We start from the raw sequence: 23,819 nt of genomic DNA on the forward strand, positions 1-23,819 counted from the left end.
GTTACACCTCCTCGTCGACAATCCAGGTATCCTTACTGCCACCACCCTGAGAGGAATTCACCACCAGAGACCCTTTTTTCAACGCCACTCTTGTAAGCCCCCCCATCGTGACGTTTATCTGGTCACTGGACAGTATAAAGGGCCGCATGTCTACATGGCGGGGCTCTGCTTCACCCTCTATCAAGGTAGGCACCGTGCTCAAGCTCAACGTCGGCTGAGCAATATAGTTGCGAGGATCATCTTTAATGAGGGCGGCGAATGTCTCCCGCTCTTTTTTGGTTGAAGCCGGGCCAATCAGCATGCCATAGCCACCGGACTCATTTGCAGGCTTGACGACAAGCTCTTCAAGGTGCTCCAGTACATATTTCCTGTCATCATCCTTCATACACAGGTAAGTCGGCACATTCGGGATAATGGCCTCTTCACCAAGATAATATTTGATCATTTGGGGCACGAAGGCATAGACCACTTTATCATCCGCCACTCCGGCTCCCGGCGCGTTAGCCAGCGCTACATTTCCTTTCATCCAGGCCCGCATCAAACCTTTTACACCCAGCACTGAATCTGGATGAAAAACCTCGGGGTCCAGGAACAGGTCATCAACACGGCGATAAATAACATCAACGCGTTCGAGCCCGTAAATTGTTTTCATATACACACAATCGTCATCGGCAACAATCAAATCTGTCCCTTGAACCAATTCGCAGCCCATTTGCTGTGCGAGATAAGAGTGTTCGAAGTAGGCGGAGTTGTATATTCCCGGTGTTAGCACGACAACCTGAGGATACTCAGCAGGCCGGGGCGACAATGCAGCAAGACAATCAAATAACTGCGAGGGATAATCATCTACCGGCAAAATTGAAAACTCCGAAAACAGGTCAGCAAAGACCCGCTTCATCACCTGCCGGTTTTCCAGTAGATATGATACGCCGGAGGGCACTCTGAGATTATCCTCCAGAACATACATTTGCCCGTCAGAATGACGCACCAGATCAGATCCGCAAATGTGGGCCCAAACACCGTATGCCGGGTTAATGCCAATACACTCCTTGCGAAAGTTTTTTGATTTGGCCAGCAACTCAGCCGGAAAAATCTTATCCTTGATAATCTTCTGGTCGTGATATAAATCATCAATGAACATGTTCAGGGCTTTAACCCGTTGACGGAGGCCCTGGTCGATGACATCCCATTCTGTCTTACTGACAATTCTAGGAATAATGTCAAATGGCCATTGCCGGTCTATTGACCCCCCTTCCTGATTGTATACCGTAAAACTGACGCCCATTTCCTTCATCGCCAGCTCTGCAGTTGATTTCAAGTACCCCAATTCCTCGCTTTCCAAGGTCGCCAAATGCTCGGCTAACTTGGTTGCGACAGGCTTGGGTTTACCTGACTCATCAATCATCTCGTCAAATAACCCCGGACATTGATAACGTCCCCATTCAATCCCCATATGAAGCATCCTCTTCGGATATCCGCTCTACTGTAACAGCAACATCAGGATGCTGCTGCCCTCCCCCATAACATACGCCTTTAAGAGGCGGTACATCGGAATAGTCACGTCCCAGTGCTACGGTGATGTGCTCATCCCGAACCCACATATCGTTCGTTGGATCTGAGTGTAGCCACCCGTATCCCGGAATAAAAACAGCGTACCAGGCATGGGACGCATCAGTCCCCTGCAATTTTTCTTCACCCTCTGGTGGATTTGTGACGATATAACCGCTCACATAAGCAGCAATCAGTCCAATACTTCGTAATCCGCTCACAGCAATATGGGCAAAATCCTGACATACCCCTTTACGGGTCTGCCATACAACATCGATCGGCGTATCAACATGGGTCGCCCCGGTTTGATAGCTGAATTCGCTAAAGATTTGCTTGGTAAACGCCGCTATTGCCTCAACAATCGGTCGTTCAGACACAAATGCGACTTGGGCGTATTCTGCCAAACCTGGCAATGCTGGCGTGATCGGCCCCGGATAGGCAAACCGACAAGAACGCACACGCTGATGGGCGTTGCCAAGTTCACGGTAACGACATTGCTCCCAGGTTGTTTCTTTAATAGCATCCAGCGTCCCGGTATGGCGTTCGACAACGGCATGACTGACGACCTTGAGCATGTCATGGGGCTTGTGCACTTCAAAGTATGTGCATTGATTACCAAAGACATCCATACGGGTCTCGGTCAATCTGGGTTTGGGGTCGATTTTTACACGGTGCTGCAGGCAATTTTGTTGTGGATCATTCAGGGGCGTCAGCCAAGCCATGTTGTAGGCCAGGGACGCCGCTCCAGGATAGCGATATACGGTCTCATGCCTCACCCTCAATAGCGTATGGCTACCGAAGTAATCGGGTGACGGGCTGCGCATGCTTGAAGTATTGGTGTTCAATGTCGAATCCAAACTGATCCAGTTTCTGCTTCAGCTCCTGCAAGAAAGGAGCCAGTTTAGTTACAGTTAGCTCTGCGTTGTACCACTCACCGGCATCAGCGAGTTGCAGTGGAGTTGTCACCGCAAGAATGCGCTTCTCCAAAGCGATCAATCCGCGATGGGGCGTCACATTCAGATGCTTCAAATAGGGCTCCAGTTCAGCCAGAGCAGACACAACAGAACGTGGGTTTGACGGCTCCAGTAAAAGGTGCTGCCAAACCGTATAAAAGCTTAGTTCGGTTCCGTAGCGGCGTCGATGACTATTTAAACAGTCGTGCGCTTCCAGCAACACTTCACGGATACCAAAACCACTATGGCTGTCCTCACCCTCGAGATCGAACTCCCGACAGATTGCAGCGGTGCCGAACAACGTATTGAGTGCTCGCTCGTGACGACGCCCTATTTGTAACCACAGCCCACCCTGATCCAGTGCGAGACTCTCTCGACTTGCTCCCCAAAAGGCCAGAAGCGCGGTCAGGAAAGGCTGAATGAATTGATCCGAAGCCAGTACACTCCAATTGCGCTCACTGTATTCGAGTAGCTCTTCCAACTCCTCTATGGCACGCCAGCAATCCCAGGACCAAAGATCACGAACGGTATAAGCGCTCTGAATTGACATGTGCAGATTGAATGCCACACTGCCTACTTTCTGTGCATTGAGCACCAAGGATTGCATGGAATCAGTGCGCAGCAATCGATTACCCGTTTGACAATACAGATCAAAAGTAGTCTTGAATGACGACAACACATGGAGATCAGACTCAAATCCATAGTCATGGTAACTTTCAAGCCGTTTCATATAGGCTCGAATCAATCGTAATAATGATTCACTGCGTTCAAGATAGCGCGCCATCCAAAAGAGGTGTTCTGCTGCCCGACTGGTTAGTACCGCAGCGGAAGTCCTTCTCTGTCGGGTAACAATGGGCGCGACATTCTCACGGGTAGACTGCTTGGACAGCACCCAGGTGTCCTTACTCTGTCCACCACCCTGACCACTGACCACAAAGGTGTTGGTTACGGGAGAAACCCGGCACAAGCCGCCAGGCATGACATTGTAGGATTCGCCATTGCCAACCGCGAAGCCACGCAGTACGTGGTGGCGTGGGACAATCGCGTCATCCGTGAGCGTCGGCACGGTGGAAAAGTTGATTAACTCCTGTCCGGCATAAAGCCAGGGTGTGGCATTAATTTTCTCTTTTAGCTGTTGCTTGTCCTTCGCAGAGAGTTGCCCTCCGAATTCTGCATGGCAGGAACGATCAACTTTCTTGATAACCATTCGATCGAGGTTTGCCAATACGTGCTGGCGTTCCTTTTCCTGACCACACCACCAGGTCGCAACATTGGGTAACTTCAATTCTTCAGCCAGAAAGTGCTTTGCAAGACGAGGCAAAAAAGGCAGTAACCCGGGTGATTCCAAAATACCTGCCCCAAGCGGATTCGCCATCCCGACACGCCCCAGTAACTGGGCCTGAGCCAGACCGGGCACGCCAAGCATGGAATCTGCACGAAAATTCAACGGGTCACAAAAACTGTCATCGACACGCCGGATAATAACGTCAACCTGTTTTAGATCATCGACTGTTTTTAGATACACTCGCCCCTGGCGAACCGTCAGGTCATCACCTTGAACCAGAGTGATACCCAGTTGCGCAACCAGATAGGCATGCTCAAAGTAAACTTCGTTACCGATCCCCGGTGACAACAGCACAATGGTCGGCTCTTTTGTTTGATCCGGCGCCAACGACATCATTTGCCGTTTGAAGTGGTGAAAGAACTGTCCCAATGGCGCAATTTGCTCACTGCCATTGGCACCCAGTACGCGACGGGAAACCATTCTTGCTTCCAATACATAGCCCGCACCGGAAGGGCTCTGTGTCCGGTCACTGAGTACCCACCACTCACCTTTAGGGCCCCGAGTAATGTCAACCGCAAACAGGCTGAGCGGTTGCTGCGGGCTGCCAATCACCGAGTTCAACAAGCCCGGATTCTGAAGCACCAACTCCGGTGGTACAAGACCTTCCCGAATACAAGTCTGATGACCCAGAATATCGGTCAAAAGCATCGAGAACAATCGCGCTCGTTGCTCCAGTCCTTGCTCCAGAGAACGCCAATCATCACCATCAATCACTAGCGGCAAGGGATCAAGCTGCCAGGTGCGGCGCATCCCCTCCGGGTCATGATAGACATTGTAGTTAACGCCTTGTTCCTTGAGGCGTCGCTGCGTTTCCCGGCGTAAGCGGGTTAACTCTGCTCCGGTCGCACGCCGGAAATAGCGGGAAAAGTTGGACCAGTGGGAACGGACTGCCCCCGACTTGTCTACCATTTCGTCGAAGGAGCCGTCCAGAGGAATATAGGGCGAACCCATAAATCCGAGCTCACCTTGCTCTGAGCCAACCTCCTCTGAATCCTGATTACCGGATTCACTGTCTTCTGAGGCAAGCCCGTCCGCTATATCAGACTTTGACCGCGCACTCCCGGAGACAGTCTCGGCCTTATCAGAACCGCCCTCAAGCGCAGCATCGCTGAGCAGGTCTGTTTGAGCCGGTTGGACAGCCGCCGAATCGGAAGAAGCAGGACCCGGATCAGTCACATCTGTTGTTGTACTGTTATCTTTATCACCCATGCTCTAATCGTAGCGCAAATCCAAAGTATAGGGGTAACTCGGATTATAAGTTTGTGGCGGTGGTGTACTGCCTTTGCGTGGACCGTCGTGACGATAGAAACGCCCTCCACCACTGATCACAGGAGGCGCTATATGCTGACCATGGGTATGGCCAATGTTTTCAAATCGATTTACGCGACGGGATTCTGCTTCCAGCGCGTTCACCGGGAACTGGTCGTAATTACGCCCACCTGGATGCACCACATGATAGGTCCCCCCCCCAACGGATCGCCCTGTCCAGGTATCAAAGAAATCAAACACCAAAGGCGAATGAACCCCTATTGTAGGGTGCAATGCCGACCAAGGTTGCCAGGCACGGTAGCGCACGCCCGCGACAAACGTACCTTCTTCCTCGGTCGGCACCATCGGTATCCGTTTTCCATTACAGGTGAGTACATAACGCTCTGGAGCCGAATGACGGACTTTGACCTGGAGGCGCTCCATACTGGAGTCCACGTACCGAGCAGTGCCACCTGCCGTATTTTCCTCGCCCAGGACAAACCACGGTTCCAGAGCATGTCGCAATTCAACTTGGGAACCCGCCAGCTCAAATTCACCGACTTTCGGACAGCGAAACTCGAAAAAGGCATCAAACCAATGGCTCTTGAAGGGAAAACCGGATTCCTGAAGGAAAGTTAGCACTTCCTGAAAATCAGCCCAGAGGAAATGCGGTAACATGAAGCGATCATGCAGACTGGTTCCCCAATCAACCAGTTTTTTCCGATAGGGCTTCTTCCAGAATGCAGCCACGCAAGCCCGTAATAACAACATTTGTACCAAACTCATGTGCGCATGGGGCGGCATCTCAAAAGCACGGAATTCCAATATCCCCAAGCGTCCGGTGGAAGAATCGGGGGAGTATAACTTATCGATGCAGAATTCACTGCGATGGGTATTCCCGGTCAAGTCAGTCAGCAAGTGTCGTAACAAACGATCAACAAGCCAGGGCTGCAGGGATTCTTCGTCCGGGAGCAGCGAGAACGCGATTTGTAGTTCATAGAGTCGTTCCACCCTTGCTTCATCAACACGAGGGGCCTGGCTGGTCGGACCAATGAATACGCCGCTGAAAAGATAGGACAGACTGGGATGGTGCTGCCAGAATGTAATCAAGCTCTGAACCAGTGATGGCCTGCGCAGCAGTGGACTATCAGCCGGTGTTCGTCCGCCAAGTGTAACGTGATTTCCGCCACCGGTTCCACTGTGTCGCCCATCCAACATGAACTTTTCAGTACCCAACCGGCACATACGGGCCTCTTCATAGAGGGTTTCTGTGATGCTTTTCAGTTCCTGCCAATTGCTGGCTGGCTGAATATTCACTTCGATCACACCGGGATCTGGCGTCACTGCCAATTTCTCCAGGCGCGGATCATAAGGTGGTGTATAACCCTCGATACGCACTGGAAGTTTCAAGCGATTAGCGGCATGACCGATCGCATCAAGCAATGTCACATACTCTTCCAGAGTGGATACGGGCGGCATGAAAACGTATAAATAGCCATCACGGGCTTCTGTACAGATAGCGGTATGTATTTCCATCGCCGCTAAAGGCGTAGAAACAGCCTTGCGGATTGGTCTCAGTTCCTGAGGCAATGGTGCAAACGGATCACGTTCGTGAACTTCAAACTCGTCACTGAGTTCCTGCGCAGATAAACTTGCCAAAGGCAGGCGCAAACCGAGGGGAGAGTTTCCGGATACGAGGTAGAGGGCACCGGAACGAAACCGCCATAAACAGGTCTGCCAGCTCTGCGTGACCTGATTTAGCGCGATTGGCAAACAATATCCAACCGCATTATTGAGCCCTTGCTCATATATTTTCGCCAGAGTCCTGCGTGCCAGCGACTCGTGATCCCGGTCATCCACTTCATCTACCGGGATGCCACCTTGCTGCCATAGCGTTTGGAACGGGTCTTCATAACAGGGTTGAACAGCGGTGTCCGAAAGGCCGATTTGTTTACAAAACTCCACCATTAATGCACGGGCGTCTTCAGGTTTAGCATTGTGCTCCAGGGTATCTTTCGGCCCCTGCCAAAGTGGAACTCCATCCTTACGCCAATAGAGCGAATAGTTCCAGCGTGGTAATGGCTCTCCCGGATACCACTTGCCCTGGCCATAATGCACAAATCCGTTATTGGCATAGCGTTTTGCCAAGCGCTCGGATAACTGGAACGCTAAACGCCGCTTTTCCTCGCCATCCGCATCGGTATTCCACTGTGCGGACTCCATATCATCAATCGATACGAAGGTTGGTTCACCCCCCATGGTCAACCGGATATCCTCTTCTTCGAGAATATCATCAACAAAATTCCCGAGCGCATCAATATCATCCCAATCATGCTCTGAGAACGGTTTAGTAACTCTGGGGTCTTCTTTGATTCGGGTCACTTCATTACTGTAACCAAATTCAACCTCGCATGGATCCAGGGCTCCGGTAATCGGCGCGGAATCCACGGGATCTGGTGTGCAACTCAACGGGATATGGCCTTCCGATGCAAACAGACCCGATGTGGGATCCAACCCCAACCAACCGGCCCCGGGTACATAGACTTCGGTCCAGGCATGCAGGTCTGTAAAGTCCGTTTCAGGCCCACTTGGCCCGTCGAGTGACTTTTGATCAGCAGTTAACTGCACCAGATAGCCAGAAACAAATCGAGCCGCCAAGCCTAAATGGCGGCAGAGCTGAACCAGTAACCAAGCCGAGTCGCGGCAACTCCCCCACTTCGATTTGAGTGTTTCCTCCGGCGTTTGTACCCCCGGTTCGAGGCGCACGGTATAATTGATGTCTTCCCAGAGCTTACGATTTATTTCGACCAGGAAATCATTAATTCGTTGTTTGGATCGACTCACCTTGCTGAGGTAGAGATCGAATTCCTTGCCCCATTTTTTCGCTTCCAGAAACGGACGAAGCTGAACCTTGAGACTATCGGGATATTTAAATGGATAGTGTTCAGCATACTCTTCCACAAAAAAGTCAAAAGGATTATAAGGCGTCATATCTGCAACCAGATCAACATCGACCCTTAATTCCGCAGCTTTCTCAGGAAAAACAAGTCGCGCCATATAGTTCGAGAACGGATCCTGAACCCAATTGAGGAAATGATTTTTCGGTTGGACGTTCAGGCTGTAACTGAGAATGGGTGTCCGGCAATGCGGTGCTGGCCTCAAACGTACCGTATGGGGTGACATATGAATCAACCGGTCATAGGTGTAGACGGTTGAATGCCGAATTCCGACCAAAATACTCATCCATTAGCTCCTTAAAGAGTCAGATTAACGCGCAAGGGCCCAGTCCCCCAAAACGGTTTTTATGGTTACGTAATAACCGCCTTACTTATCATTTTTTTCCCAGTCAAATAACGGAAGATCGTTAAATAACTCCATAAGTCCCTCACCCCAACGTTTGCGCATCGAAGAATAATAGGGTGAGTTCTGTTTATAATGCATGACATGTGCCGGTTCCAGTTTGTCTTTCTCATAAATCATCAAATCAAACGGCGGCGCGACCGACAGATTACTGCGCATTGTCGAATCCAGAGAAACCAGAGCGCAACGAGCGGCCGCCTCTAGACTGGTATTTCTTTTGATGACCCGATCCAGTATCGGCTTCCCGTACTTCGTTTCACCAATCTGCAGAAATGGTGAATACGGCGAATTCTGGATAAAATTACCTTCAGGATAGACCATAAAGATCTGACAGGGCTCACCGATTATTTGCCCCCCGAGTATAAAGGTACAATCGAAATTCGCAGCCTGATTCAAATCGCGCTCGTAATAATTTTTGAGTTTAACAGCCAGCGTACCCAGATATTTTGCCGCTTCATTCATATCCTTACACACAGCAAAGCTACCCACGGGCTTTTCACCTTCAGCCAGATCCAGGTCGTGTTTCAAATCCTGCTCGATTTGATGCACCACAGCCTGAGTCGTTGCAAGATTCCCTGAGGTGAGAAGTGTAAAAAAGCCTTTATCGGGAACTGAAAAAGAAAACATTTTGGGGTACGTATTCACATTATCGACACCGGCATTGGTGCGCGAATCAGAAGCCAATACCAAACCGCTATCAACCGCAATTGCAAGACAGTAAGTCATAAAGAACCTAGATGAGACTGAAGACGAATATGTTTACCAAGGGATTTGTAACCGGTATTTGCACTTCGACCCGGATACGTTCGCCGATGAGATTAAACGATCATAGGATCAACCAGACTATGTTGCAATAGATCTTGCAGGTTTGAATCATGAATGGTGAGGGTCAACAACGACAGGTTTAAATGCAATCCGCACAACAATTAATCAGCAATGACTATTTACGCACAACTCAGGTGCACAAATACCCATTTAGAACTACCTCACTAGCACTACACAACAGTTCGCACCTCTTTTCCCTGGGGAAAAGATTACGTATCTCACTGTTTTATTGTAAGAAATAATTCATTTTTCAGACATAAACCAAAGTACACACCATGATGGCACACGCTATGCAAAGTACTACACAACGACCGCATCAAACGCCGGAAGTATCAGACCGGATGTGAGAGACCTAAACAAATAGCTGAAGACAGTCTCTGCACACCATTTCTGACTCGCAATAGCGATTGATAGGTTTAACGACTTTAACCAGGTCGTCAGTTGAAGCCTGACCACCGAGTCTGGCCTCATCTCAATATGGCAGCGGGGTTAAATTTTAAAACAAACGAAATAACCAAAACTATCGAGAAGAAAGGAGACAGACCATGTCTAAAGCATCTCACAGCGACAGCGTACTTTTTAAATTAACTCATGCCTACGAAGAAGTTCTCGTAAAGGATATGAAAGATTACTTTGACTGGATGTACTTTGCGAACTAGGCATCACGAATCATTTGATCGGCAGAACGGATTCTGAAGATCAATGCTACAACCTCAAAAAGCGCACAATAAACCGCTTATGCGGTCTCAAAACCTAATCGGTTTTTAACACTGAGTCGCTGGCGCGGAAAACCCGCCCGGCGACACTCAATGCTCAATAACGCAGGATTCACTTTTTAAGCATGGAAGGGCAAGGCTGGAACGGAACGGAATCATCCCCCCCGCAAGGACTTCCGCCTCTTCCAGGGAATGGAATACTACGGCTACACCCAGGGAGGTAACGGATGTCACTAATCAGGGACTACTGACCGGAAACGCATCATGCAATCCTTTAGAGAACGAGGACAAACTCGCGTGAGGTATAAGCACCAATTTTTTATCAAAACGATCACAGTATCGTTTAACGCGGTAGTATGCGTCGTGGCTGACACAATTCAACGGGCAAAAGACGACATCAGCTCGGGAAAGTACTGCATTTAAATGCAAACGACTCTCCTCCAACCCACCATCGTGGCACATCAATTCACCGTTATTTTTTTCCACCAATGCACGTAGCGACGGATACTGACCTGAACGCCCACCAACATACAAAATCCGTTGCCCGTTAAGGTCTTTAAACGGGCATCCCCTCTGTCCCTGACCAGAGCATGGATTGCCAGGTTCGCTACGCAACCAGTCCGCCAGAACATCTTCCAGAATACTTAATTCACCATCTTTTTCCTTAACAACAATTTGCAATCGGCAGCGTTCTTCATCTGCCGCAATGCGCTGCAATTCACTTTGTTGAAACTTTTGCTCCAGTGTCCGCATACGTTCCGAAGTCGTAAAAAGATTCTCTGCCAGATTCTCACTGACAGCTTCCAGTTGGGTCACGCGAGAATGACTTTCCAAATTGGCTACACGAGCATTAGCAGCACTGAGATCCGCCTTCAACACTCGTGCTTGAAGCACTTCTTCTTGCAAAGACCGGATTTCGCCCTCAAGATCCGCTATTCGCTCCTGTAATCTGCAAACATATTGCGCATTCTCATCTGTTTTCTCATTAAGATTCTTGCGCAATGTTGCCATTTCCCGAAGATCCGTTCGAATTGAAGCTCCCGACAAATGCGATAGCATGTGGACTTCACCAAATACGGGCTGGAACAACGCCTCAGAACACAACGGATGGGTGATCAGAGACCAATAAGCTCCTGCAATATTGCCGTCTTGAACCGCTTTACGCCAAAGTGTTTTCAATGCCTCTTCAGAATCCGCTCGAGCGAATAGACGTATCTGACGCGAGTACTTTTTATCCAGCAATTTGTTCAAATGACGAATAGGTGCAGACTGCTCTTGAGCAGATGAAACAAATGTACAATGCAACATGTAATCCGTCACAGGTCCATCACATTCTATCCGGTACTTCCTCGCGATTTGCCTAAGCTCGACCAATGTTGCACAGGTACCAATTACACTGCAATGATACATTCTGTTTAGCTGCCAAAGTTTTGCTCGCTTTTTTGACCCCGGAGCACTAACGCCATGAGCCCCACGGTCGAGTGAATGCTTCGAAAATGGCTGTATTTCAGCGTTTCCAGCGGAGTCGATTCTTCCTGAATTAAGTTTATCAAGTTCACACATGACCCTGCTCCTGATCAAATTAGACAACGGGAATTGGCACCAAGGCCAAAAACCATAATGATAATCATTATCATATATATTGCAAGCCTGGAGTAACTGTATAAATATCCACTTCACAACTTAGTGTCTTTATGTCACTATACTATCACCAACTGGAAAGACCAGTTCCCAATCATTCTACTGCAAGGGGTTTGCAGCAATGGAAAGCCAATTTCAATTTGATTTTCTCGTATTTATCGGGCGCTTCCAGCCCTTTCATGATGGTCACTTAGCCGTTCTGAAAGAAGGTCTCAATCGTAGCCAAAACGTAATTGTTCTTTGTGGCTCTGCACATCAACCCAGAAGCACAAGAAACCCATGGATCTTCCAGGAAAGGCAATTCATGATCCGATCCTGCCTTACCGAAACGGAGTCCGGCCGGGTTCATATTGCGCCATTAATGGACTGCCAATATAACGATGAGGCATGGGTTAGAAATGTGCAAAAAACAGTTCAAGGTTTGGTCACAGCCCATTTTAATCAGCCCCACCGCCCAGCCAGAGTCGGGTTAATTGGACATCAAAAAGATCACAGCTCCTACTACCTGAAACTATTTCCACAATGGGGCTCGGTGTCAGTTATCAATCAGAACGGCATCAATGCCACAGACATCCGAAATACATTGCTCCGTGAAGACCCTCCGGGGGGCTACCCTGATTTACCGAAAGGCATTGCATCATACCTCGCAGAATTTCGGGATAATGAAGACTTCAAGAACTTGCAAAAAGAGCATAGTTTTATCGAAACCTACAAAAGCGGCTGGAAAGAAGCCCCCTACCCGCCCACATTTGTTACGGTTGACGCCTTAGTCATACAGAGCGGGCATATCCTGCTGGTAGAACGAAAAGCCCGCCCCGGGCGTGGCCTGATGGCACTTCCGGGAGGCTTTATTGATGGACATGAAACCTTGGAGAATGCATGCCTGCGGGAGCTACGGGAAGAAACGCGATTAAAAGTGCCTGAACCCGTCCTCAGAGGGTCGATCAAGGACAGAGCTGTATTTGATGACCCACACCGATCAGCCCGTGGCCGGACCATTACCCATGCATTCTATTTTGAGCTGGAGCCCCGTGCGGAGCTCCCGAAAGTAAAGGGAGGTGATGATGCAGCCTCGGCATTCTGGCTACCTTTGGCCGACCTGGATCCCGGGAAACTATTTGAAGATCACTACTTTATTATTCAAAAAATGACTGGCTTCTAAGCCTGGATGACTTGGTAACGACCAAGCGTATGTGTGCCTAAGGGAAAGACCCTGCGGTGAAAACCTGAAATTTGGAGGAGCTCCAAAATGAAAACCAATATAATTTTAAACGTTGATTCCTATAAAACGTCCCACTACAAACAGTACCCAGACGAAACCACTTACGTTTCAAGCTACATTGAATCTCGTGGTGGCGAATATGCTGAAACAGTCTTTTTCGGCTTACAGGCATTCATTAAAGATTATCTATGCACACCGGTTACCCGTGATGATATTGAGGAAGCCGCCAGTCTATTAAGCGCACATGGGGTGCCATTCAATCGGGATGGCTGGGAATACATCGTGTCTCAGCACCACGGCAAGCTCCCCATCGAGATCAGGTCGGTGGCAGAGGGCCTGGTCGTGCCAACCCACAACGTATTGTTGCAAATCTGCAATACAGATCCAAATTGTGCCTGGTTAACCAGCTATATGGAAACCGCGTTACTGAGAGCGATTTGGTACCCAACGACCGTTGCAACTGTATCACGAGAATGCAAGAAAGTTATTCAACAGTATCTTCAAACCACAGCAGACGACTTAAGCGGTCTGCCATTCAAGTTGCACGACTTTGGCGCTCGGGGGGCGAGCTCTGAAGAAACGGCAGCATTGGGCGGTGCTGCTCATTTGGTCAACTTTCAGGGCACCGATACACTCAGCGGCATATTGGCAGCAAAACGCTTTTACGGTGAAGCCATGGCAGGCTTTTCGATTCCGGCCGCCGAACACAGCACGATTACTTGTTGGGGGCGAGCACGGGAACGGGACGCCTATGAAAATATGCTGAACCAATTTGCACAACCGGGTATGACTGTAGCGGTTGTAAGTGATTCGTACGATTTATGGCATGCGATAGATAATATCTGGGGCGATGAGTTACGCGACAAAGTTATACAAAGTGGCGGTACCTTGGTGATCCGGCCAGATAGTGGAGACCCGGTCGAAGTTGTCTGTAAAACCATCCAGAGATTGATGAATCGATTCGGCTACAGGGTAAACGGAAAAGGATATCGAGTCTTGCCTGATTTCATTCGTGTGATTCAGGGAGATGGTGTTTCGTTGACTATGATTGAGAAAATACTGTCTGCCCTGAAACATGCAAATATCAGCGCAGACAACATCGCTTTCGGAATGGGTGCAGAGTTATTGCAAAAAGTAAACAGAGATACCCTCAAATTCGCGATGAAAGCATCGGCCACTCGTGTCAAAGCCATTTGGCAGGATGTTTACAAAGATCCGGTGACCGACCCGGGCAAGCGATCCAAACGCGGCAGATTGGCCTTGATTCGGGATCCTGCTGGTACATACCAAACCATTCGCCTGGAAAACCTTGGAACTCGCACTGATTTACTGGAAACAGTATACAGAAACGGTGACTTGATGAAGACGATTTCGTTCGCCCAAATTCGAGCTAATGCAACCACTGAAAACAGGCACGTTTTTGGCGATGCGGCTTGATGCTGACGAAAAAGATCCGGTACGGACAGAACCGAGCCGGATCTTTGACAATTCATCAGAAAATCTTCGCAAGAAAAACAAGACCGATCAATGGCACATAAGGGAACATTACAGTAGGCCGCTTGGCACTGGCCATGTATTCTGCAATCAAATCCTGATTTCCACCTTTAGTAATAGACCATTTTCGATGCACCTGAAAAGCGACCTCAGCACCATAACTTTGGCCGTCAATACGTGCCTCCAGCTCCATAAGTCGGTTTTCCGTGCGCCCCTGGAAGGTTTTCCAAACAGCTTCCTGAAGCCACAGCACCAACACAATGAATATAACAGCAAGATAGCTAATCGAGCTGGTAAACCCCCAAAAGCAGAGCGTCACCGCAAGGAGTTTGATCCCAAGGGCATAGCGTTCATACTGTTCATATTGATTTTGCAAAATAACCCATTCACGCTGAAATCCATCCACCGCCACCAAATTCTCTGTATCGCTCATTTGTTCCTCCTTACATTAACGTTACCGTTATGATTCAGTTTGGGTACAGTCCGCTCATCTTATCTTGCTCAAGAGCGTCTAAATATTTCAGGAAAATCTAATTTCAATTTAATGTCAAAAAAATTGAGGGGATCAGTATTTCAATATCGCACTAATACATACAACACTTAAATTGGACTAATTGGAGCCCAACCGATCATGGAAACTAGCAGCGCAAGCCTCAAGTGCACAACTCAGACTCGCAAACGCCGCCTCAATGACCTCGGGTCCAACCAGCTCATTAATGCCCTTCGCGACTCACTCGCAAACCAACGCTTCAAGCAAGTGGCGGAAAACTCGGACTACGAAGACTGGCTCCTGTTCTAGCCACCGATACGCTGTCGGGTTTAATGCGTAATTGTCATCGAAACTAGACGGCTTTCGAATTCAAATGTCGCCAATCGACACCATAGATCAAATTAAAAGCCGTCTTAAGCCCCAAGATTAATTGTGACGACTTCAGCACGTAAAAGATTGTAAATATTAACTTATAGTAACGGCGTAATCGCCATCAATCTAGTATTATAACCCTGTGTTCAAGACGATGTTCAGAAAGGAACAACCACATGAGACGTCAAGACTGGTTTGAACTGGGGCGTAACGTGAGCTGGTACCTCCCCAGCAATATACGTAACCAACCGACGCAAGAGCAACTTAAAGAAGCCGCTTGGAAAATGGGGCTAACCGTTGCCGAGACCAGGGAAGCCTATTCCATTTTTGTTGAAGATAGCAGGAAAGCATATCATCAATAAAACTCGACCTGAAACGCGCCGGTAACATGGCGCGTTACGCCAACACCAATGAATCCATTCGTGGGTTTCAACTGTGAGCATCAATCGTAAGCTTTAACGAGCTCATGAGCTTTTCATTAAATTAAAATGCTCCAGAATCTTACGCAGCGTATCGCGACTGACTGGCTTTGAAATATGGTCATCCATTCCAGCTTCAGTACATTTTCGCTTGTCACGATCCATGACGTTCGCGGTTAACGCCACAATAGGAGTGCGCTGTCCCAAGTCTGCTTCCAGCTCCCGGATGAGACGTGTGGCTTCGTAGCCATCCATTCCCGGCATTTGGCAATCCATTAAAATCAAGTCATATTCTTTCTCTCGCCAAGCATCCACTGCAGCCTGCCCATGATCAGCGATATCCACCTTACACCCCAGTTTTTCCAACATCCGTGCTGCAACTTTCTGGTTTATGGCATTGTCTTCCACTAACAATACCGGATGCTGTTGACTCACTTGATTGGAGCGACTCTCAACCACAGACTTATTCAGCGAATAGCGAGATACCAATGATTTTTGGCTGTGATAAGGACGCTGCAATACTTTTTTCAAAACACCGTCTACGACCGACTCGCTCAACGGATGGGACAAATAAATATCAAACCCGGCTTCCTGGCATTGATTGTAATCTCCGCGCTCCCCAATTGCAGGAATATAGGCCGTATAAATACCGGACTTGGCAGGATCAGACTCAAAAAATGTATTGAACAGCGCTCCAGTCTGCAACTCGCCAAAGGCCACAATATCGTAAAAACGACTGCCTTCATCTCCCTTTAATACGACTTGGCCGGCCTCGGTAAGCCCATTGAGTTGCGATATTTCACACTGATAGACTTCAGCACCACGCGCAGTGAGAATCGCTGTCAGTATTTCAGTCGCTATCGACTGAACGCCGATGATCAGAACCCGCTTTCCGGTGAGAAACGATTCAGCCATCTCGCCATCATCGATCGGTAAAGTCAGTTCCAAAGAAAAAGAGGATCCCATCCCGGCCTGACTTTCAGCCGAAACCGTGCCTCCCATGAGCTCCGCAAGCTTCTTGCAAATACTCAGGCCCAGTCCGGTTCCACCATATTCTCGTGATGTTGACCTGTCTGCCTGGGAATACTCATCAAATACCGACTCAAGTTTATTCTGCTCAATCCCTATACCCGTATCGGTAACAGTGAAAACCAGTTCGACAACGGTTTCGGTCACAGCTCGACAACCCAGCTTCAGGATTACGTACCCCTGCTGGGTGAACTTGGTAGCATTCGTGAGCAGATTCATCAGGATCTGCCGAATTCGAACAGGGTCACCAATGACATTGGCAGGCACACTGGAATCAATATGCAAATAGAGCGGCAGATTCTTATCACGCGCCTTCAGAGACAATAACTCTGCCACCTCAGCCAGCGTGTCCCGGACATTAAAGGCAATGGGGTCAATCTCCAGCTTCCCGGCTTCAATCTTGGAGATATCAAGAATATCATTAACAATCTCCAGCAGAGCATCAGCCGAAGCCTGAATGGCATTGGCGTACTCTCGCTGCTCACCCGTCAAGTCGGTATCCAGCAACAAAGAAGCCATTCCCACAACGCCGTTCATGGGCGTGCGTATTTCATGGGACATATTGGCAAGAAAAAGACTTTTGGCCAGATTAGCCTGCTGAATGCGTTTGTGTTCACGCCGGATCTGGGCTTCACCCAATTCACGTTCTACAGCAGGTGCAAGCCGGGCCATATTATCTTTCATAACATAGTCATTTGCGCCGGCCTTCATGGCAGCAACAGCGGTGTCTTCCCCAATCGCGCCGGAAACAATAATCGCGGGTAAGTCTGGATCGAATTCACGTAACAACTTGACAGCAGATATGGCATCAAAGTCCGGCATATTATGATCTGTAATCACAATATCCCAATCTTCATCCTGTAAAGCCTCGGCCATAGTTTGTGCATTATAAGCACGGACATGGGTTGCATTGTAGCCCCCCTTGCGGAGCTGACGCAGGGTGAAAAATGCATCATTTTCGGAGTCGTCGATTAACAACACCCGGAGATCTTTGAGTGGTTCAGAATTGCTCATAGTAGGCTAAAAATTTTATTATTGTTGCGGTTCTCATCGAGGAGAAGATGGCGCGCGAAACTTTCCGCAGAGCAGAGAGCCTTCGCAAGTGCCCACAGACTCGTTTCATAAGCATTCGGAAATACCGTACGCCAACCCATCCTGAAATTCGACAACGCCTTTTTCATCTGAACAAATGAGATGCGAACACAGCAGCTGATAAAAGCTGATCACATGGACCACTTTAGTAACAAACCTCTGAAACCAGTGATCTAACTAAAAGTGAGCATTAAAACTCAATACGAGCAATAAAACTGCAATTTAGCGTAAATCCCGAAAATCAGAGCGCAATTGCTGACCGGTCGACCTCCCTGTGGCAGAGCATTTGACGAAAGTATAGCGCACATTCTAACAGCTGCACCTAATCTGTAACATTAAATAATTACGATAGTAATGTTCATAAATTGATAATCTACCAATTAAGAAACATCATTTCTGAAACAAAACCTGTAAGCGGCCAGCATAATCAAGAAGCACAATTCAGCCGCATAAAGCATTCTGACTCGAACGTCAAAATATTGCACAGGTATGTCATTTTTATATTGGTACGATGGTGCAATTTTTATTCGAAGGCGTTATTATCCTCTGATCTCAGGCCAAGAAGGCGGTTTCAGAAGCGGCAAAACCGATAAAATTGCGATCAATCCGGTTTCGTTTTAATAGAAATAGTGTGAACCACCTAACTTTTTTAGTTAAAACATAACCAATGTATACGACTCAATTTCCAAGACTCGCAATATTCGTTGTGAAAATAAAAAGACTCAGAAAAACGATTGAAGCGTCCGAACAACCCCGTTCAGATTTTCAAATGGATCTGAAAACTTTTAACTCGTAACTAGAATTTTGGTGTATCTATGCAAGCACAGCGATGGGAAGACACAGGGAAACGTTTCCACCCCAAAACAGACCGTTTCGTCTATTCAGATCAGAAATGGTATTTCATAACGCGAGAAGACGGGTGTATGGGCCCCTATGAATCAAAAGAAGCCGCCGAAGACGGTTTATGCTCTTTTCTCATGGAATTACTCGAAAAAAACAAAATTTGTCCCATATAAAATCCGCTCACCGCTCGCATTAAAATAGCTAGCCAGCGTAAGCGTGGTTACAGACAAACATGCCCGATATCGATCACTATCGTTTCGGGCATGGTTGCTACGTTATGCCAATAAAATCACATCAATTCATGCGTAATCCCATTCTGCATACGGGCATTGCAATTTACCTCAGAATCACTACCCTCTCATAAGTAAGACGGGACGATTGTTGTATTGGTTAATTTCCTGCCAAACCACCCAGCGTTCCATGCCCTTTTTCGTACACCTGAATTAAGATCAGCACATGAGCACGCATCTAATCACTGAACTGTTCCAAAACAAAGCAACTCCAGGATCCATCGTCACAGTAAAAGGCTGGGTCAGATCACGCCGGGATTCCAAAGCCGGGATCTCGTTCCTACATATTCACGATGGCAGCTGTTTTGATTCAATTCAGGCAGTGTTACCCAATACGCTAGCAAACTATGAAGAAGAACTCTTGAAGCTGTCCGCAGGCTGTTCCGTTATTGTGACAGGGGAACTGGTTGAGTCGCCTGGAAAAGGGCAAAGTTTCGAAATTCAAGGGCAATCCGTTGAGGTGATCGGCTGGGTTGATGACCCGGAAACCTATCCAATCGCGAAAAAACGACACACTTTTGAGTATTTGCGTACTGTGGCTCATTTGCGTCCACGGACTAATGCGTTTGGTGCCGTCACCCGCGTCCGCACGGCGCTTGCCAATGCAATACACCGCTATTTTCATGAACGGCATTTTCACTGGATCAATACCCCGATTCTGACCGCAAGTGATTGCGAGGGGGCCGGTGAGCTGTTCCGCGTCAGTACACTGGACATGGTTAACCTGCCCAAGAACGAAACCGGCGCTATCGACTTTGCTGAGGATTTCTTCGGACAGGAAACGTTTCTTACCGTTTCCGGTCAGCTGAATGTGGAATCATATTGCCTGGCCATGTCACGAGTGTATACTTTCGGCCCGACATTCCGGGCAGAAAACTCCAATACCAGTCGCCACCTTGCTGAATTCTGGATGGTCGAACCGGAAATTGCATTTGCCAATCTGCATGACAATGCAGACCTGGCCGAAGATTTTTTAAAATACCTGTTCAAGGCGGTACTCAACGAACGTATTGATGATATGACGTTCTTTACCGACAGAATCAATCCTGATGCGATCTCCCGAATGCAGCACGTTGTTGATAAACCTTTCGAGCGTCTGGATTACACAAAAGCAATCGAGATTCTGCAAGCCTGTCCACAAAAATTTGAATATCCAGTTGAGTGGGGCATCGACCTGCAGTCTGAACATGAGCGCTATCTCGCTGAGAAGCATGTCGGCGCACCTGTCATCATTATGAATTACCCAAAAGAAATCAAAGCATTCTATATGCGCCTGAACGATGACAACAAAACCGTGGCCGCAATGGATGTACTGGCCCCCGGTATTGGCGAAATTATCGGCGGCAGTCAGCGTGAGGAACGGCTGGGCGTTCTGGATGCGCGTATGGGGGACATGGACCACAAAGAAGCGCTTTGGTGGTACCGTGATTTAAGACGTTACGGCACCGTGCCCCATGCTGGTTTCGGTCTCGGCTTTGAGCGCCTTCTGAACTACATAACCGGGATGGAAAACATTCGGGATGCGATACCATTTCCACGCACTCCCAAGTCGGCCCATTTCTAATGAGCAGAATTCGCGTAAACTGTTCCTATCCAAGTCGAGCCTATTATTAACCTATCAGGAATCACCATGGACTTATTACCTCATATTGAAGTCGAACCCGCCCAAGAAGCAACTGCCAGTGTGATCTGGCTTCACGGGCTCGGAGCTGATGGGCACGATTTCGAGCCTATCGTTCCCGAACTCGGGTTATCAGAGAATCACGGTGTACGGTTTATCTTCCCACACGCGCCCGCAATCCCGGTCACAATCAATGGTGGCTACGTCATGCCAGCCTGGTATGACATTTTGGAAATGAATATCCAACGCCGCGTAGATGAATCACAGTTAAGAATTTCCGCACAATCCATCAGAGCCTTTATCGAGCGGGAGTTGAACCGGGGGATTCCATCGGAACGAATCATTCTCGCAGGATTTTCACAAGGGGGCGCAGTTGCCTACGAAACTGCACTGACCTACCCTAAACCTCTCGCCGGCTTGCTGGCACTCTCTACTTACTTTGCTACGGCAGATTCCATTACGCTATCGGATGCCAACAAGGCCCTGCCCATCAGCATTATGCATGGTACATTAGACCCGATTGTTCCTGAAATGCTGGGACAACAGGCCTACCAGGTGCTCACTGAAAAGGGCTATGCAGCAACCTATAAAACCTATCCGATGGAGCATAATGTTTGCCCCCCTCAGATTAAAGATATTGGTCACTGGATTACAACTTTGCTGGAATAGCCCTTCGGGCTTTAGCGACCCGGCGCTTGTGCCGGGTTCGTTTGTCCCGCGATTGCGCCCCCCAAGTTCTGGCAATGTCTAGCTACGAGACACGCAGACACGCAGACACGCAGACACGCAAAGTATTGTTTTAAAAATATTAGAATTTCAGCGAAATATGCCCTTCCACACCCGTGTGCTCCCACTCAAAGGTGCCGGTTACATCATCAAAATCATCCGCATCAAACTCCATATCCATTCGGCTCGCAGATAAGCCAATGCCGATATGTTCATTGATAGCAAAATCTGCTCCAACCGACAAAAAGACAATATCACCTTCTAAATCATCAAACTCAAAGGAAAGTAGACGAGCCTTTGCGCTGAGCTTTAGTTTCGGATTCGGATAAAAGTCCGCCTGAATGCCCACGAGCGGGAAAGGAATACTTCCGTCATTATCATAATCGTACTTGGTCCCCGGGACAAAATCGGCTCCATTCTCACTGACAGTTCCGAAGGCATCCAGATCAATATCCATGATCAAGTGATACATTCCCGCACTCACCCCCAGTTCGAATTGATCCAGCTGGAGCGGACTATACAGATAATGCACATCTCCAATTACTACATCGTAATCCGTCTCAACGTTTGCGCCCGCTTTAATGATATCCCCTTCGATTTCAATATCGCGGGATAACGTTGCCGATGCCTCTCGAAAGAGCGGAGTGACCGAAAATGCAACCCGGTGTTTTGGTGCAATACGCCAAAAACCGCTAAATCTTAATGATGCCTCATGCTCATCAAAGCCCAAATCATCCTCAACATCGACACGGGTACCTTTACCGTTATCATCGGAATCAATCTGCAAATTGGAATCCAGCCCCATGCGCTCAGCACCGAATTGGATCACGCCATTTGAACGCGCGTATAGCGGCACATCCTCTGCGTGGCTGAGACCCGAAGCAATAATACAGACTAATAACGCAACACTACGTGACGAAGACTTGCAAGAAACATCCATCGTTTTTATCCTCTAGAGTTATCCCTATAATCCCGTTAAACAGCATGCTACCACAAGAAAAAGTACCGGCTATCCATGGTAAAAGTTTATTTATTGACCCATCAAAATGAATTGCGAAAAACAAGCAACACAGGTCAATTGGTTCTACAGGCTTTAGGTGCAAGTGCGATCCGAGTGATTTGGCAGCGAGCACAACCTGATCCCGATTTTATTACAGCCATTCAACACGGGAACACTGCTTTACTCTACCCTGATCCACGCCCTGTTTTAAACCCTGACTTACACACAAAACCTTCCGGCGAAGACTCACGGCATCCAGAGAGCACCTCCAATACACTCGTTGGTACGCAGATTTTCCAGAAATTTGACCAGTTCATTATTCTTGATGGTACCTGGCAGGAGGCAAGAAAGATGTTTAATAGAAGTCCTTATCTGCAATCAATACCTCGAGTACAACTGGACGCTATCGTAGCCTCAAACTACCACCTTAGAAGAAACCAACGTACAAACTGCTGCTGTACCGCTGAAGCCGTCATGCAAGTATTGGAGAAAAAAGAAGATTTTGAGTTGGCATCGAGACTTGCAAACTTGTTTGACCTTTTCTTGAACGAACACTCTACCGACCTAAAAAATAAGCCGCTAGCTGAAAAGTGATTGATTAGAAAGGAAACGAGCCTTCAGTTTGAGAAAAGACACAGTCGACGATATTTTTCAGCAGACCCGGCACTTTAACCTTGCCGGGAGCCATCAAAATTAAGAGCGCTCGAAATCTATATCTCGATTGAATTGAGCCAAACATCGTGTTTATTACACATGCTCAATGCATAGAGCTTTCCGGTGTATCCGGTCAGTTTAAAATCAGAGATAGGTGACTTGTCTTTCATTGGATCAAACATATTCTCCTGAAGGAAGCCGAAATCAGCATCGAGCAATACGTGCTTGACGATGTAGTGCTCGTAGCCCTTCATTTCATGACCTGTCAATACACGTACCATGGTATCCATGCCGGCTTTCTCAATCTCGAAATGGGGTAAATGGCCATCCACCTTCTTACTCCATCGTCCAGGAGACTCTTTAGTGTAGTAAACGCCCCCGGCCATACTCTTATGACCTGATCCGGCCAACGCTGTGGAAGGATTTAAAACTTCCCGACCCACAACGGCTCCGCCCAGACCCGCCAAACCAAACTGTATAAAATGTCTACGATCCATGATGTCCCTCATATACGTACGCTAGTGAGATTACAAGTGTAACCAAGATCACTCAAATTTCATCTTAAAGTTAGTTAAACCCAAAATCAGGAATCTAGCTATCAAAATTGCAAACCAGTTGTCAAATAGTGATCGCCAGCTCCAGTATAATGGGGTCAATATTTAGTCATTCGGTGTATTAAAACCCGAATCGCTCATTTCGGAGGTTTTATGAGCACACTTCAAGCCCAGAGAAAACGACTTGAAAAGGAGATGCAGGAAGCACAACAACAGCTCGAGGAGCTGAACGCCATGTCTTACCCGAATCAAGCGATGGTAAACTACTACACCGACGTACTGAAACACTACCAGAATCTGATGGCGTCAATCGACAAACATCTCAGCGCCACAGATTCACCCTCAACCGGGTTGTCAAACGCTGGAGAATAATCAGT

18 protein-coding genes and 1 pseudogene are annotated in these 23,819 nt (G+C 48.1%); 9 read left to right on the forward strand and 10 right to left on the reverse strand.

Translation table 11 applies throughout. The annotated features are described in order from the left end of the window. Position 1: 1 nt before the first annotated feature. The 6 genes from OLMES_RS18900 to OLMES_RS18925 form a co-directional block, all read right to left on the reverse strand. Positions 2-1,453, reverse strand: coding sequence for a circularly permuted type 2 ATP-grasp protein (locus tag OLMES_RS18900; protein WP_087462695.1), 1,452 nt, complete (start codon positions 1,451-1,453; stop codon positions 2-4). After that, a complete protein-coding gene (locus tag OLMES_RS18905) occupies positions 1,443-2,393 on the reverse strand; it encodes a transglutaminase family protein (RefSeq protein WP_232465148.1) in 951 nt (316 codons plus the stop codon). Before OLMES_RS18905 ends, OLMES_RS18900 begins: the two co-directional genes overlap by 11 nt. After that, positions 2,341-5,055, reverse strand: coding sequence for a circularly permuted type 2 ATP-grasp protein (locus OLMES_RS18910; RefSeq protein WP_232465149.1), 2,715 nt, complete (start codon positions 5,053-5,055; stop codon positions 2,341-2,343). The genes OLMES_RS18905 and OLMES_RS18910 overlap by 53 nt, the downstream gene beginning before the upstream one ends. A gap of 3 nt (positions 5,056-5,058) precedes the next feature. Beyond that, a complete protein-coding gene (locus tag OLMES_RS18915; RefSeq protein WP_087462696.1) occupies positions 5,059-8,337 on the reverse strand; it encodes a transglutaminase family protein in 3,279 nt (1,092 codons plus the stop codon). Positions 8,338-8,418: 81 nt separating this feature from the next. Then, positions 8,419-9,180 (reverse strand): peptidase, encoded by a 762-nt coding sequence (locus OLMES_RS18920; RefSeq protein ID WP_087462697.1) that lies wholly within the window; start codon positions 9,178-9,180, stop codon positions 8,419-8,421. A gap of 1,052 nt (positions 9,181-10,232) precedes the next feature. Next, positions 10,233-11,558, reverse strand: coding sequence for a DUF2325 domain-containing protein (locus OLMES_RS18925; RefSeq protein ID WP_087462698.1), 1,326 nt, complete (start codon positions 11,556-11,558; stop codon positions 10,233-10,235). 199 nt (positions 11,559-11,757) lie between these two features. Between OLMES_RS18925 and OLMES_RS18930 the strand changes: the two genes are divergently transcribed. Further along, entirely contained in the window at positions 11,758-12,798 is a 1,041-nt protein-coding gene (locus OLMES_RS18930; protein ID WP_087462699.1) for a bifunctional nicotinamide-nucleotide adenylyltransferase/Nudix hydroxylase, read from the forward strand. Positions 12,799-12,885: 87 nt separating this feature from the next. Then, positions 12,886-14,295, forward strand: coding sequence for a nicotinate phosphoribosyltransferase (locus tag OLMES_RS18935; RefSeq protein WP_087462700.1), 1,410 nt, complete (start codon positions 12,886-12,888; stop codon positions 14,293-14,295). 55 nt (positions 14,296-14,350) lie between these two features. Here OLMES_RS18935 and OLMES_RS18940 read toward each other — a convergent pair whose 3' ends face one another. Further along, complete coding sequence (locus OLMES_RS18940) at positions 14,351-14,785, reverse strand: hypothetical protein (RefSeq protein ID WP_087462701.1); 435 nt, start codon at positions 14,783-14,785, stop codon at positions 14,351-14,353. Between the two features lie 198 nt (positions 14,786-14,983). Between OLMES_RS18940 and OLMES_RS28070 the strand changes: the two genes are divergently transcribed. Then, positions 14,984-15,151, forward strand: a complete 168-nt coding sequence (locus tag OLMES_RS28070; RefSeq protein WP_157678385.1) for a hypothetical protein — start codon at positions 14,984-14,986, stop codon at positions 15,149-15,151. A gap of 239 nt (positions 15,152-15,390) precedes the next feature. Further along, the gene (locus tag OLMES_RS18945) at positions 15,391-15,576 is read left to right on the forward strand and encodes a hypothetical protein (RefSeq protein WP_087462702.1); all 186 of its coding nucleotides are present in this window, start codon (positions 15,391-15,393) and stop codon (positions 15,574-15,576) included. Between the two features lie 102 nt (positions 15,577-15,678). Here OLMES_RS18945 and OLMES_RS18950 read toward each other — a convergent pair whose 3' ends face one another. Continuing rightward, positions 15,679-17,676: a response regulator gene (locus tag OLMES_RS18950; RefSeq protein WP_087462703.1), complete on the reverse strand. Its 1,998-nt coding sequence runs from the start codon at positions 17,674-17,676 to the stop codon at positions 15,679-15,681. Positions 17,677-18,569: 893 nt separating this feature from the next. On the opposite strand from OLMES_RS18950, the gene OLMES_RS18955 reads away from it, so the two are divergent. From OLMES_RS18955 to OLMES_RS18965, 3 genes are all read left to right on the forward strand, one after another. Then, the gene (locus tag OLMES_RS18955) at positions 18,570-18,770 is read left to right on the forward strand and encodes a DUF6316 family protein (protein ID WP_087462704.1); all 201 of its coding nucleotides are present in this window, start codon (positions 18,570-18,572) and stop codon (positions 18,768-18,770) included. A gap of 283 nt (positions 18,771-19,053) precedes the next feature. Beyond that, positions 19,054-20,451 carry an asparagine--tRNA ligase gene (gene asnS, locus OLMES_RS18960; RefSeq protein WP_087462705.1) on the forward strand — a complete coding sequence of 466 codons (1,398 nt, stop codon included), beginning with the start codon at positions 19,054-19,056 and terminating at the stop codon, positions 20,449-20,451. Positions 20,452-20,517: 66 nt separating this feature from the next. Continuing rightward, on the forward strand, positions 20,518-21,177 hold the full coding sequence (locus OLMES_RS18965; RefSeq protein WP_087462706.1) for an alpha/beta hydrolase: 660 nt from the start codon (positions 20,518-20,520) through the stop codon (positions 21,175-21,177). 139 nt (positions 21,178-21,316) lie between these two features. On the opposite strand, the gene OLMES_RS18970 is transcribed toward OLMES_RS18965, so the two are convergent. Beyond that, complete coding sequence (locus tag OLMES_RS18970; RefSeq protein WP_087462707.1) at positions 21,317-22,174, reverse strand: hypothetical protein; 858 nt, start codon at positions 22,172-22,174, stop codon at positions 21,317-21,319. Positions 22,175-22,231: 57 nt separating this feature from the next. Between OLMES_RS18970 and OLMES_RS18975 the strand changes: the two are divergent. Then, positions 22,232-22,828, forward strand: a pseudogene (locus OLMES_RS18975) (DTW domain-containing protein); the annotation flags it as partial. Between the two features lie 116 nt (positions 22,829-22,944). Here OLMES_RS18975 and OLMES_RS18980 read toward each other — a convergent pair. Further along, the gene (locus OLMES_RS18980; protein ID WP_087462709.1) at positions 22,945-23,385 is read right to left on the reverse strand and encodes a desulfoferrodoxin family protein; all 441 of its coding nucleotides are present in this window, start codon (positions 23,383-23,385) and stop codon (positions 22,945-22,947) included. A 210-nt stretch (positions 23,386-23,595) separates the two neighbouring features. Between OLMES_RS18980 and OLMES_RS18985 the strand changes: the two genes are divergently transcribed. Continuing rightward, positions 23,596-23,814: a hypothetical protein gene (locus tag OLMES_RS18985; RefSeq protein WP_087462710.1), complete on the forward strand. Its 219-nt coding sequence runs from the start codon at positions 23,596-23,598 to the stop codon at positions 23,812-23,814. Positions 23,815-23,819: the final 5 nt, after the last annotated feature.

The organism is Oleiphilus messinensis, from assembly GCF_002162375.1.
GTDB lineage: Bacteria > Pseudomonadota > Gammaproteobacteria > Pseudomonadales > Oleiphilaceae > Oleiphilus > Oleiphilus messinensis.